The organism is Novosphingobium colocasiae (assembly GCF_014652555.1).
Lineage (GTDB): Bacteria > Pseudomonadota > Alphaproteobacteria > Sphingomonadales > Sphingomonadaceae > Novosphingobium > Novosphingobium colocasiae.
The window spans coordinates 122,173-135,395 of sequence record NZ_BMZA01000007.1; the positions used below are offsets into that span (position 1 = coordinate 122,173).

The window sequence follows — 13,223 nt, forward strand, 5'->3', positions numbered from 1 at the left end:
GGGCTGGTGAACAACGAGGGGGACGGGGGAGACGATGCGGGCATGAAGCTGGCGGTTTTCGATTGCGATGGGACGCTGGTCGATGGGCAGGCCCCGATCTGCGAGGCGATGGAGAACGCCTTTGCCGTGTTCGGGCTGGTCGCCCCGCCCCGCGCGCTGATCCGCCGCGCGGTGGGGCTGTCGCTGCCGCAGGCAATGCGCCAGCTCCTGCCCCATAGCGTGCGCGATCAGCAACTGGCGCTGGCCGAAGCCTATCGCGAAGCGTTCCGGGCCGCCCGGATCGACGGCCGCGTCTCGCAGCCGCTGTTCGAAGGGATGGCCGACACGCTGCGCGCCCTCGCCCAAGCCGGATGGACGTTGGGCGTCGCCACCGGAATGTCGGACCGGGGGCTGGAACATTGCCTTGCCGCCAACGGCGTTTCGGACCTGTTCGTCACCCTGCAGACCGCTGACCGCCACCCGTCAAAGCCGCACCCCGCCATGCTGGAAGCGGCGCTCGCCGATGCCGGAGCCGGCCCCGAACAGGCGGTCATGATCGGCGATACGCAATACGACATGGCGATGGCCCGCGCGATCGGCGTGCGCGCCATCGGCGTCGACTGGGGCTATCATCACCCCGCCGAGCTGCGCGATGCCGGGGCCGAACGGGTGGTGGGAACCCCGCAGGAACTGACGCAGGCGCTACTGGGCTGAACATATGACCATTATCGACGATACCGCCGCCACCGAGCGGCTTGCAAAACGCCGCTTCATCATCATGCGCGCCGCCAATTTGTGCGGCGCGGTGCTGGTCGTGCTGGGCATGCTGGTGTTCACCCGCCGCCTGCCCGTCAACCTGCCGCCCGAAGCAGGCTATGCGCTGGCCGCGATCGGCCTGTTCGAAGCGCTGATCCTGCCGCGCATCCTGGCCCGCGCATGGCGCAGCCGGCCATGAAGCGGTTCTACAAGGACGTCAGCGTCAGCGCGCAGGACGGCGGCTGGCGGGTGCTGCTGGACGGGCGGCCGATCCGGACCGCCGGCGGCAGGGCGCAGGTCGTGCCGAGCGAGCCGCTGGCCGCCGCGCTGGCGGACGAATGGGCAGCGCAGGGCGAAGAGATCGACCCCGCCCGGTTCCGCCTGCGCGATCTGGCCGATTACGCCATCGATGCGCTGGAGGACGATCGCGCCGCAACGGTTGCCGATCTGCTCGGCTATGCCGGCACCGATACCCTGTGCTACCGCGCCGATCCCGACGAGCCGCTCCACCGCCGCCAGCTTGAAATCTGGGAACCGCTGCTGCGCGATGCCGAATGCCGCTGGGGCGTGCGCTTCACCCGTGTATCGGGCGTGATGCACCGCCCGCAACCGGCCGAGACGCTGGCGCGCCTGGAAGCCGAACTGGCCAGTCAGGATGCCTTCCAACTGGCGGCGCTGCGCATGCTGACCAGCCTTGCCGCCTCGCTGACGATTGCCCTGCTCGCCATCGCGCCCGGGGCCGACGGCGGGGCGTTGTGGAATGCCGCCAACCTCGAAGAGGACTGGCAGGTCGAGCTGTGGGGCGAGGATGTGCTGGCGGCAGAGAACCGCGCCGCCCGCGCCAAAGCTTTCGCGCTCGCCATCCGCTTCGCCACGCTCGCCCGCGCGGGCTGATCCCCAAAAGCAAACCCGCCCCGGCACAGGCCGGGACGGGATGCCTGGACCGGAGCCTTGCGGCCCCTGCCGTTCAGAGCATGGCTCAGAAGCGCGCGCCCAGAGCGATCACGCCAGCGTGACGGCTGAAGTCGGCTTCGTAGTTCGAGTAGCGGTACTCGGCCTTGGCGAAGAAGTTCTTGCCGAACGGCATTTCGTAACCGGCACCCAGACGGAAACCGTCGAGGTCAGCATGATCCTTGAACGAGTACTGGCCGGTGGCCGCTTCGACGGTCGGGCCCTTTACGACGTCTTCGAGACGGGCATTGGTGTAGCCGCCGAAGACATATAGCTTGTTGTTGCCACCGACGGTGGTGCCGAGGCGGACAACCGCTGCCAGATCACGGCCGCCTTCGATGCATTCCTTGTCACCAGCGGCGGTGAAGGTGGCGCACTTCTTGGTGGTGCTGTCAGCGATGGTGCCCTGCACGCCGACGAACATGCCGCCCGACAGCGCAAGGTCGTAGCCGGCGGAAACGCCGTAGCCGAAGCCGGTCTTCGATTCGCCACCGGCCGACACGTTGTCGACGCCGGCTTCCGCCTGCACGAAGGCCTGGGCCTGGGCAGCGGCGGGAACGGCGAACAGAGCAGCGGCGGTGAGGCTCGCAGCGATAAACTTCTTCATGGTAACTCCTGCATTATCTTCTTCCCCGGGTTTCAAACCGCACACCGGGGAGGCGCTCACCTAGCGACGATGCAGGACGGGTCAATAAAACACCCGAAACATCAACAAATTAGCGATTTTCATGTTACAAAATAGGCACAATTGCATTTAAAGAAATCACATTTGAAATTTTCTCAACCAGCCGAAATGCACCCGATTCCGCCGATCCAAAGCGATAATTACAATTTGTTCATCATGAAATGGACCAAGGGCGTTTCACGAGTTCAAAAAAACTCAGGTCCCACTTGCATTGATCCAGTCCGAAACCTGTATCGCCACTTCGTTCGCCGCACGGTTAAGCGCCGGGGCCACCGAGTTTGCATCCGGCACCACCCCTGTCGCGCGGGATTCGAACCGGCGCGTTTTCACGGTGCCATCGCGCCCGCGCAGGAATGCGTCGTAGCGCACGACCACGGCCTGCGCCTGCGCGTCATAGCCCATGTCGAGCAGGCTGCCGTCCAGCACCTGCCCCGCCTGCCCCAGCAGTTCGGGCCCTTCGGTCACCAGCCGGCCGGTCCGTGCGCGCAGCGTTTCCGCCAGCACGCTGCGGAACTGCCGCGCCGGCCGTTCCACCCAGACCGCGTTCTTGAGATAGGCGAGACGCGCGCCGTCGATCCGAACCGGCACACGCAGCACGGCAAGGCTGCGATCCGTCTCCGGCTCCATCACCACCAGCGCCGAGGCGACCGGCCCGCCACCGAGCGCGCCCGCCGGAGCAGTCTGTTCGGCAGTCAGCCGAAGCATCGTATCGGGCACCTTGCCGCCCAGGCTGATGCAGCCGGCCAGCGCCGCCGACAGCCCCAGCGCCAGCAGCGCCGGGACGATCCGCCGCCGCCGGGCAGCCTTTGCTCGCGGTGTCGCGCTGTCCATCGCATCCCTCATCATGGCTTGTAGTCCGGCAGGTTCTGGCCCTTGATCACCGCACCCGCACCCTGCTCGTCGATCTTCTCGGTCACCGCGCGCAAGGCGGCGCTGGCGGCGCGCAGTTCGCGCAAGGCCGCATTGGCGGCGGGCAGCGTGTCCTGGCTCAGCCGGTTCATCGCCGGATCGACGGTCTTGAGCGAGGCGTTCATCTGATCGGCAGCGCGCTGGACCGATTGCATGGTATCGCGCAACTGGGTGGCGAGCGATGTGCCCTGATCGCCCAACAGGCTGTCGGCCTTGCCGGCCACGCCCTGGAATGCCACCAGCGTCGCCTGGGCCTGCTTGAGCGTCGCCTGCAACTCGACCAGCGTGCCCTTGAGCTGGGGCGAGGCATCGGCAAGGTTGCCGGTCAGCCGATCGGTATTGGCGAGGATGCCGGTGATCGACTTGCGGTTTTCCGGGGTGAACAACTGGTTGAGGTTCTCGGTCAGCGTCGCCAGCCGTTCCAGCAGCAGCGGCGCGTTGCTGAGCAGTTCGCCCAGGCCGCCGCGCTTGGTCGGGATCACCGGCACCCCTTCGGGGCCGGGTTCGGTCAGCAGCGGCGCGCCCTTGACCGCGCCTTCGAGCTGGATGTCGGAAACACCGGTAAAGCTGCCCTGAATCGTCGCGGTGGTGCCAACCGTAACCGGCACCTTGTCATCCACCTTGACCCGCACCCGCACGAACGCCGGGTCCTTGGGCCACAGTTCGATCCGGGTGATCTGGCCCACCGGGACGCCAGCGTAGGCCACTTCCGAACCCTTCGCCAAGCCATCGACCGATTGCTTGAAGAAGATGTCGTATTCGTTGGAATCGGCCCGGTTGAGCCGTGCGATCCACACCAGGAACCCCGCCAGCATCGCCAGCAGGACCAGCGTGACGGCCCCTACCCAGACATTGTTGGATCGTGTTTCCATCTGTGTGCCCTATGCCCCGATTGCGTCGCCGCGTCCAACCCCGGCGCGCGCATCGGCGGCACGATCCTTGGACGACAGCGCCGCGCGCCCGCGCGGGCCGTTGAAATATTCCTGGATCCACGGATGATCCAAGGCCAGCAGTTCGGGGATCGTGCCGACCGCGATCACCCGCTTTTCCGCCAGCACCGCCACCCGATCGCAAATCTCGTAAAGCGTATCGAGATCGTGGGTGATGAGGAACACGGTCAGCCCCAGCGTCTCCTTCAGCGCGCGGGTCAGCCGGTCGAAAGCGGCGGCGCTGATCGGATCGAGCCCGGCGGTCGGCTCGTCGAGGAACAGCAGTTCGGGATCGAGCGCCAGCGCCCGCGCCAGCCCGGCACGCTTGCGCATCCCGCCCGAAAGCTCGTTGGGATACTTGAACGCCGCTTCCTCGGGCAGGCCGGAAAGCCGCACCTTGAACCGCGCGATCTCGGCGCGCAGTGCCGGTGCGATCTCGGGGTAGAATTCCTTGATCGGCACTTCGACATTCTCACCCACGGTCAGCGTCGAGAACAGCGCGCCGCCCTGGAACAGCACCCCCCAGCGCGAGCGGATATCGACATCCTGCTCTTCGGTGGCCGCATCGATCGAGGTGCCCAGCACGGTGACCGATCCCGCGACCGGGCGTTGCAGCCCGATGATCGTGCGCATCAGCACCGACTTGCCGGTTCCCGACCCGCCGACCACGCCCAGGATTTCCCCACGCCTGACGGTGAGCGAGAGGTCTTCGTGGATCACATGATCGCCGAAAGCGGTGGTCAGCCCATCGACGACGATCGGAAAAGCCGGGTCGTGCCCGTCCGGCCGGCTGTCCAGTTCGGCTTCGGGGGCGGAAATGTCGTTCATTTCCAGCCGATCTCGGTGAAGAACACCGCGAAGAAGGCATCGAGCACCATGACCGTGAAGATCGCGGTGACCACCGCCTGGGTGGTCCGCGCGCCGACTTCCTCGGAGTTCGAGGTGACCTGCATGCCCTGGTAGCAGCCCGCCAGCGCGACGATCAGCGCGAACACCGGTGCCTTGACCAGACCCACCCAGACATCGGTGATCGGCACCACTTCCTGCGTGCGCTGCAGGAACGTCCAGAAGGGAATGTCTAGCGCGAACGAGGAGATGAACGCCCCGCCGATGATGGCGATGACGGCGGAATAGAAGCCCAGCAGCGGCAGCATGATCATCGCCGCCAGCACCCGGGGCACCACCAGCGCCTGCATCGGCGAGACGCCGATGGTGCGCATGGCATCCACTTCCTCGGTCAGCTTCATGGTGCCGATCTGCGCCGCGAAGGCCGAACCCGAACGCCCGGCAACCATGATCGCGGTCATCAGGATACCCAGTTCGCGCATCGCCAGCCGGCCGGTCAGGTTGACGGTGTAGATTTCCGCACCGAACTGCTGGAGCTGTACCGCGCCCTGCTGGGCGATGACGATGCCGATCAGGAAGCTCATCAGCCCGATGATCCACAGCGAGTTGATGCCGACATGCTGCATGTGGTGGATCAGCGCCGTGCGCCGGAACTGCGAGGGATGGCGGAACGCCTGCCCTATCGCCAGGATCAGCTCGCCCAGAAAGCCCAGCGCCTGGACCAGCCCCTTGCCCCAAGCGATCACCAGCGCGCCCAGTTCCCCCACGGTACGCCGGCCGAACGGCTGCCATGGCGGAGCGACCTCTTCCTCGACGCCGATACTGCCGACCGCGCCGAGCAGCGCTTCGGCCTGCGGCGATTGCCCGGTGATCGAAAGCCCCCGGCCCTGCGCATAGCTGGCGACGAGCCATGCGCCGGTGGTGTCGATATCGCTGACATCGCCAAGGTCGATCCCGGCCAGCGGCGTATCGAGCGCGGCGAGGCGGGTTTCCAGATTGCCGATCGAATGGATGCGCAACGGCCCTTTGAGCACCAGCGTTCCGGCACCCGGCCCTTCGCCTTCCAGCACGGTAAAGTCAGCCCACTGCCTCATTGCCCAAGGGTATTGGGGGAAAACACCCTGACCGGCAAGGGGTTCACCTTATACGACGAGACGAGTCGAGGCCGTTCCGGCTGCATGAGGGCACCGCGAAAGCGGCCCGTCCTTGCCCTTTTTGCCGCGCGCTGGCATGGCCCGGCGCCATGACCGAACCGATGACCGTGACCGCGCTCGACAAGACTTTCGACCCCGCCGGGATCGAAGCAAAATGGTATGCCCACTGGGAGGAAAACGGCCTGTTCCGCCCCGAACGGCCCGACGCCACGCCCTTCACCATCGTCAACCCGCCGCCGAACGTGACCGGCTCGCTGCACATCGGCCACGCGCTCGACAACACACTGCAGGACGTGGTGATCCGCTACGAACGGTTGCGCGGCAAGGATGCGCTGTGGGTGGTCGGCACCGACCATGCCGGGATCGCCACGCAGATGGTGGTGGAGCGCCAGATGGAGGCGCGGCAGGACAAGCGCACCAACTATACGCGCGAGCAGTTCGTCGAGAAGGTCTGGGAATGGAAGGCCGAAAGCGGCGGCACCATCACCGGCCAGCTTCGCCGTCTGGGCTGCTCGATGGACTGGAGTCGCGAACAGTTCACCATGGACCCGCACTTCACCCGTGCTGTGGTCAAGGTGTTCGTCGATCTCTACAATCAGGGCCTGATCTATCGCGACAAGCGGCTGGTCAACTGGGACCCCAAGCTCAAGACCGCGATCAGCGACCTTGAGGTCGAAACCCGCGAGATCAACGGCAGCTTCTGGCACTTCAAGTATCCGCTGTCGGACGGATCGGGCCACATCATGGTCGCCACCACCCGGCCCGAAACGATGCTGGCCGACATGGCCGTGGCGGTGAACCCCAACGACGAACGCTACAAGCCGCTGCTGGATCGCGGCGCGACGGTCACCCTGCCGATCACCGGCCGCGAAATCCCCATCGTGGCGGACGAGCACGCCGATCCCGAACTGGGGTCAGGCGCGGTGAAGATCACGCCGGGACATGATTTCAACGACTTCGAGGTGGGCAAACGGGCCGGCTTCAAGGCGGCCGACATGCTCAACATGCTCGATGCCGAAGCGCGCGTGTGCCAGACGGCCGACGGCCTCATCCCGTCCGAGTTCCTCGGCATGGACCGCTTCGAGGCACGCAAGCGCGTGGTCGAAATCCTTGACGCCGACGGCCTGCTGGACAAGGTCGAGGACCGCGTGATCCAGACGCCTTACGGCGATCGCGGCGGCGTGGTGATCGAACCCTGGCTGACCGACCAGTGGTACGTCGATGCCGAAAAGCTGGCGCAGGCCCCGCTGCACGCGGTGCGCACCGGCCAGATCGAGATCGTCCCCAAGAGCTGGGAGAAGACGTTCTTCAACTGGATGGAGAACATCCAGCCGTGGTGCGTTTCACGCCAGCTTTGGTGGGGCCACCGGATACCGGCGTGGTATGCCGATGACGGTTCGGTCTATGTCGCCGAGAACGAGGAGGCGGCCTATGCCCTCTATCGTCATTCCCGCGAAAGCGGGAACCCATCTGATGGGCAGGAGATGGATCCCCGCCTTCGCGGGAATGACGAAGGAAAGTTGACTCGCGACGAGGACGTCCTCGACACATGGTTCTCCAGCGCCCTGTGGCCCTTCGCGACGCTGGGCTGGCCGGAGGAGGACCTCCCCTCCCCTTCAGGGGAAGGGCCGGGGGTGGGGGCTCTCGACCAAGCGCAGGGCATGGGGCACACTCCCACCCCAACCCCTCCCCTGAAGGGGAGGGGCTCGACACTTCTCGCCAGGCATTACCCCAACGACCTCCTCATTTCCGGCTTCGACATCCTTTTCTTCTGGGATGCCCGGATGGCGATGCAGGGCATTCATTTCATGAAGGAAGTGCCGTGGAAGCGGCTCTACCTGCACGGGCTGGTGCGCGCGGCGGACGGGCAGAAGATGTCCAAGTCCAAGGGCAACGTGGTCGATCCGCTGGGCCTGATCGACCAGTACGGCGCGGATGCGCTGCGCTTCTTCATGGCGGCGATGGAAAGCCAGGGCCGCGACGTGAAGATGGACGAGAAGCGGGTCGAGGGATACCGCAACTTCGCCACCAAGCTGTGGAACGCGGCGCGGTTCTGCCAATCCAACGGCATCGGCGCGAGCCGGTCGATCGCCGCCCCGGCGGCCACATCGGCGGTCAACCGCTGGATCATCGGCGAAGTGGTCGAAACCGTAGCGGCGCTCGACAAGGCGATGGCCGACTTGCGCTTCGATGCGGCAGCCAACGCGATCTACCACTTCGTGTGGAACCAGTTCTGCGACTGGTACATCGAACTGATCAAGGGATCGTTCGATGATGAGACCAAGGCCGTCGCCGGCTGGGTGCTCGACCAGATCCTGGTGATGCTGCACCCGTTCATGCCGTTCGTGACCGAGGAGCTGTGGAGCAAGCTGGGCGAGCGGCCCTATGAGCTGATCGTGGCGCAGTGGCTGAAGCCGGAAGCGAAGGTCGATGCAGAGGCCAAGGCCGAGGTTGAGTGGCTGATCGCGCTGATCGGCAACTTGCGCGGGGCCAAGGCAGAGCTGGGCATCGCGCCCGGCGCGCGGCTGACCGCCTATCTGGCCGATCCTTCCGACGCCACCCGCGCAGTGATCGGTCGCAACGCGGCGGCAATCGATCGCCTTGCGCGGCTGGACGCGATCCGGTTCGAGGCGGCACCGGCCGGCCCGGCCATGCAGGTCGGCGCTGGCGACGCCATGCTCGCCATCCCGCTCGAAGGGGTGATCGACATTACCGCCGAAAAGGCGCGGCTCGAAAAGGCGCTGGCCACTTCGCTGAAAGAGCGCGATTCGCTCGGCAAGCGGTTGGAAAATCCGGCTTTCGTCGAAAAGGCCAAGCCCGAAGCGGTGGACAAGGCCCGCGCCGATCATGCCCTGCATGCGGCCGAGGCCGAGCGGCTGGCGGCGGCGCTGGCGCGGCTGGGGTAACGATCATCCGCCAAACCTGTTCGTCATCCCCGCGAAAGCGGGGACCCATCTGGTCCTCGTGCGCCGATCAGCGTCAGGAGATAGGTTCCCGCCTTCGCGGGAATGACGAAAGCAGGGGATAGCATGCTGACCCTCGCCACCACCACGCCGGGCGAACCTGAAATCTTCGCCTCATTGCAGGGCGAAGGGCCATCGATCGGGCGGCCGAGCACGTTCGTGCGGCTATCGCGCTGCAACCTGGCGTGCCGCTGGTGCGATACCGCCTATACTTGGCGCTTCACCGGCGATAACCGGCCGCATGTGGATGACCTGTCGTTCGAGCGCGGTACCAACCAGATCGCGCTGGACGAACCCGAAGTTGCGGTGCGCATCGCCGCGCTGGGCCCCGACCGGCTGGTCATCACCGGTGGCGAGCCGCTGTTGCAGGGCGCGGCGCTGGCGCGGATGATCGCGGCCCTGCCCCGCGCCTTTCACGTCGAGGTGGAAACCAACGGCACCGTGCCGCCGCACCCTGCGCTCGATCCGCTGATCCACCAGTACAACGTCAGCCCCAAGCTGGCGCATTCGGGCAATCCTGCCGATCTGGCGCTGGTGCCCGAACGGCTGGCCGCCTGGGCGCAGGACCGCCGCGCCTTCTTCAAGTTCGTGGTCGCCACCCCGGTCGACATGGACGAGATCGCGGCGCTGGCAAAAGCGCACGCCATCGCGCCCGAACGGCTCTATGTGATGCCCGAAGGCCGCGATCCTGCCGCGCTGGTAGATCGGGGGCGCTGGCTTGCAGCAGAAACACTTGCGCGCGGGTGGCGTTACACAGATCGCCTCCACATCCATCTCTACGGCGACACCCGCGGAACATGACAGACTTTCACGCCCTTCCCGCCGAACCGGCCTCCGCGCCGTTCATTCCGCCTGGTGAGGACGCGGCGCCGGAACGCCGGGTGGCGCCCACCGGCGAACCGGCCCAGCCGCGCGGTGCCCGCGCCGGCGATCTTACCAGCGGGCCGATCCTCAAGACGCTGATGGTTTTCGCGCTGCCGATGCTGGCATCGAATGTGCTGCAATCGCTGAACGGATCGGTCAACGCCATGTGGGTAGGCCGGCTGCTGGGCGAAAGCGCGCTGGCGGCTACGGCGAACGGCAACGTGGTGCTGTTCGTGCTGGTTTCCGCCGTGTTCGGCTTCGGCATGGCGACCACGATCAAGGTCGGCAAGTCGTTTGGGGCGAATGACATCGCCGGGCTGCGTCGCACCTTCGGCAGCGGCCTCAGTTTCTGCGTGCTCTTGGCGATCGTGGTCGGCATTGCCGGCTGGGTCGTCGCGCCGTCGCTGCTGGAGATGCTGAGCACGCCGCGCGAAAGCATGGTCGAAGCGTTGGCCTACCTGCGCGTGGTTTTCGTGACGATGCCGTTCACGATGGCTTCGGTCATCACCTCGATGGCGATGCGCGGGGCCGGAGATTCGCGCACGCCGCTGCACGCCATGACCCTGACCGTGGTCATCGACATTGCGATGAACCCGCTGCTGATCCGTGGAGCTGGGCCGATCCCGGCGCTGGGCGTCGCCGGTTCGGCCTTCTCCACCGCCGTCGCCAACCTGACCGGCTTCCTGTTCCAGATCTGGCGGATTTACGCCAAGGGTGCGGTGCTGGCGCTGTCTCGGCACGAACTGGCGCTGCTGATCCCCCGCCGTGACGAGCTTGGCTACATCGTCGGCAAGGGGGTGCCGATGGCGGCGCAGATGCTGCTGGCATCCTCTGCCGGGCTGATCATGATCGGTCTCGTCAATCGAGAGGGGCTGGCGGCGGCGGCCGCTTACGGTGCGTCGCTGCAACTGTGGAACTACCTCCAGATGCCGGCCTTCGCGATCGGCTCTGCCGTCAGCGCGATGGTGGCACAGGCGATCGGGGCCGGGCTGCATGGCCGGGTCGATCGCATCACGTATGCCGGGATGGGCAGCAACCTGGTGCTAACGACGCTGGTATCCGTGCTGATCGTGTTACTGGACCGCCCGCTGCTGTCGATATTCCTCTCTGGCGACGACGCGGCAATGGCGATCGGGCGGCACATCCAGCTCATATGCACCGCATCGTTCGTGATCTTTTCGGTGACTATGGTGCTGACCAGCGTAATGCGCGCTTATGGCACGGTGATCGCGCCGATGGTGGTCCTGTTCCTGGGCCTCTACGCCGGCAGACTGGGCTTCTACGCCTTTGCCCACCCGTTTATCGGCAGCGAGGCGGTATGGTGGGCTTACCCGGTAGGATCGGTGGTCACCGTGGTGCTGGCGCTGGGATACTACCGCTTCGGCAAGTGGCGCGGGGAAGTGGTCGGTTAGAGCATCGTGCGTTTGATCAGCACCACAAGTTCCGTTCGTATCGAACGGAGATTGACCCAGATTTCACGCGCTATGCTCTAACGCCCCTGTGCGCGCCAGCGCTGGACGGTGCGGGCCACGGTTTCCTCTTCGCCGCCGCTGGAATTCCAGAGCTGGGTGAACGAGGGATCGGCCGAGGCCGGGCGGCGCTGTTCGGCGAGATCGTCGAAACTGACACGCATCGGGATCGACACGCCCTCGCCGCAGATGATGCATTCGCGGTTGCGCAAGGCGGGAATCGAATCGAGGAAGCCGCGCGCGCCTTCGGGCATGGCGGCCCGCACGAACGCCTGGTCGCGATCGTTGTTGAGCCGCATCGAGATGATCGTGCCGCACTGTGACAGCACGCCCTCGGCAAGGTCCGAAGGGCGCTGGGTGATAAGGCCGAGCGAAATGCCGTACTTGCGGCCTTCCTTGGCGATGCGCGACAGGATGCGGCCGACCGAAGAGCCATCGGCGTTCTTCTCGTTCGGCACGTAGCGGTGCGCTTCCTCGCAGACCAGCAGGATCGGCCGCGTCGTCTCCTCGCGCGACCACACAGCGTAGTCGAACACCAGCCGCGACAGCACGGCGACGACGGTGGTGGTGATTTCCGAAGGCACGCCCGACACGTCGATGATCGAGATCGGCCGCCCGAACGAGGGTAGGCGGAACACCTTCGAGATGAATTCGGTCATGGTATCGCCCACCAGCATGCCCGAAAACAGGAACTGGTAGCGCGGATCGGTCTTGAGTTCCTCGAGCTTGTTCTTGATCCGCAGATAGGGCGCGCTGGTATGGCCCTTGTCGAGCTTGCCCATCGCGTTGTTGATGATGATGCCCAGGTCCGACAGCAGGTAGGGGATCGGGCTGTCGACCGTGATCTTGCCGAGCTGTTCGGCGAGCCGACTCTTCGAACGCGCTTCGAGCAGGCACTTGCCGAGGATCTCGCTGTCGAGCTGGCGATCGTCCCCGCGCGAGGTGAGGAGGATCTCGCAGTGTTCCTCGAAGTTCATCAGCCAGTACGGCATCTGCAGGTTGCTGACGTCGAGGATCACGCCGTTGGTGCGGAAGGCTGCGGAATATTCGCCGTGCGGGTCGATCATGATGATGTGCCCTTCGGGCGCATGATCGCAGATGCGGTGCAGGATCAGGGCGGCGCTGGTCGATTTGCCGGTGCCGGTCGAGCCCAGCAGCGCGAAGTGCTTGCCCAGCAACGCATCGACATAAAGCCCGGCGCGGATGTCCTTGGTGGGATAGACGTTGCCGATCTGGACCGAGGAGCGGCCGTCGCTGGCATAGATCTGGCGCAAGTCCTCGCTGGTGGCGGGATAGACCAGAGCGCCGGGGATCGGATAGAGCGTGACACCGCGGCGGAAGCCGTGAATGCGACCGGTCAGGCGCTCTTCTTCGCCTTCGCCCAGAAAGTCTGCATCGGCAAGGATGCCGCCGGGGATCTTGGCGTCCTTCTTCTGGGTGCGCACGCTGGCCAGCAGCCAGCCGTTAGCGACCCGGATCTTGATCTGGCAGCCGACCTGCCCCGACATCGCGACCGAGGGATCGGCATCCTGCGCGCATTCGGTCAGGCGGTTGAGGTCGAGCGCGATCTTGCTGCCGGCGCCGGAGATTTCGAGGACGATACCGATTGGCTCAACGGCGCATTCGCTGGGTCGTCCATGCGCAGGAGCGGGGCGGGAAGCCACCATCTCGCCGGCATGGCCGCCCCCTGTGCGATCGAAACCCTGCATGTTCATGTG

Annotated in this window: 12 protein-coding genes; 6 read left to right on the forward strand and 6 right to left on the reverse strand. The window is 65.7% G+C overall.

The features are described from left to right. The first annotated feature begins 42 nt into the window (after positions 1–42). From IE122_RS11075 to IE122_RS11085, 3 genes are read left to right on the forward strand one after another with little or no spacing between them, the layout of a single operon-like run. Positions 43–693, forward strand: a complete 651-nt coding sequence (locus tag IE122_RS11075; RefSeq protein WP_189621267.1) for an HAD-IA family hydrolase — start codon at positions 43–45, stop codon at positions 691–693. A 4-nt stretch (positions 694–697) separates the two neighbouring features. Next, a complete protein-coding gene (locus IE122_RS11080; protein ID WP_189621236.1) occupies positions 698–934 on the forward strand; it encodes a hypothetical protein in 237 nt (78 codons plus the stop codon). Further along, positions 931–1,629, forward strand: coding sequence for an ATP12 family chaperone protein (locus IE122_RS11085; protein WP_189621268.1), 699 nt, complete (start codon positions 931–933; stop codon positions 1,627–1,629). Before IE122_RS11080 ends, IE122_RS11085 begins: the two co-directional genes overlap by 4 nt. Positions 1,630–1,714: 85 nt before the next feature. Here the strand turns inward: IE122_RS11085 and IE122_RS11090 are convergent, their stop codons facing one another. From IE122_RS11090 to IE122_RS11110, 5 genes are all read right to left on the reverse strand, one after another. Next, a complete protein-coding gene (locus IE122_RS11090; RefSeq protein WP_189621237.1) occupies positions 1,715–2,293 on the reverse strand; it encodes an outer membrane protein in 579 nt (192 codons plus the stop codon). A gap of 273 nt (positions 2,294–2,566) precedes the next feature. Further along, positions 2,567–3,202 (reverse strand): ABC-type transport auxiliary lipoprotein family protein, encoded by a 636-nt coding sequence (locus IE122_RS11095; protein ID WP_189621238.1) that lies wholly within the window; start codon positions 3,200–3,202, stop codon positions 2,567–2,569. Positions 3,203–3,213: 11 nt separating this feature from the next. Further along, positions 3,214–4,152, reverse strand: a complete 939-nt coding sequence (locus IE122_RS11100) for an MlaD family protein (RefSeq protein WP_189621239.1) — start codon at positions 4,150–4,152, stop codon at positions 3,214–3,216. A 9-nt stretch (positions 4,153–4,161) separates the two neighbouring features. Then, on the reverse strand, positions 4,162–5,037 hold the full coding sequence (locus IE122_RS11105) for an ABC transporter ATP-binding protein (protein ID WP_189621240.1): 876 nt from the start codon (positions 5,035–5,037) through the stop codon (positions 4,162–4,164). Next, positions 5,034–6,149 carry an ABC transporter permease gene (locus IE122_RS11110; RefSeq protein WP_189621241.1) on the reverse strand — a complete coding sequence of 372 codons (1,116 nt, stop codon included), beginning with the start codon at positions 6,147–6,149 and terminating at the stop codon, positions 5,034–5,036. The genes IE122_RS11105 and IE122_RS11110 overlap by 4 nt, the downstream gene beginning before the upstream one ends. Before the next feature lie 149 nt (positions 6,150–6,298). Between IE122_RS11110 and IE122_RS11115 the strand changes: the two genes are divergently transcribed. The 3 genes from IE122_RS11115 to IE122_RS11125 all read left to right on the forward strand — a co-directional run bounded on the left by IE122_RS11115 (position 6,299) and on the right by IE122_RS11125 (position 11,448). After that, positions 6,299–9,115, forward strand: a complete 2,817-nt coding sequence (locus IE122_RS11115) for a valine--tRNA ligase (protein ID WP_189621242.1) — start codon at positions 6,299–6,301, stop codon at positions 9,113–9,115. Positions 9,116–9,238: 123 nt separating this feature from the next. Further along, entirely contained in the window at positions 9,239–9,973 is a 735-nt protein-coding gene (locus IE122_RS11120; RefSeq protein WP_189621243.1) for a 7-carboxy-7-deazaguanine synthase QueE, read from the forward strand. Then, positions 9,970–11,448: an MATE family efflux transporter gene (locus tag IE122_RS11125; RefSeq protein WP_189621244.1), complete on the forward strand. Its 1,479-nt coding sequence runs from the start codon at positions 9,970–9,972 to the stop codon at positions 11,446–11,448. The genes IE122_RS11120 and IE122_RS11125 overlap by 4 nt, the downstream gene beginning before the upstream one ends. A gap of 77 nt (positions 11,449–11,525) precedes the next feature. Here the strand turns inward: IE122_RS11125 and IE122_RS11130 are convergent, their stop codons facing one another. After that, a complete protein-coding gene (locus tag IE122_RS11130) occupies positions 11,526–13,172 on the reverse strand; it encodes an ATP-binding protein (protein ID WP_229814036.1) in 1,647 nt (548 codons plus the stop codon). Positions 13,173–13,223: the final 51 nt, after the last annotated feature.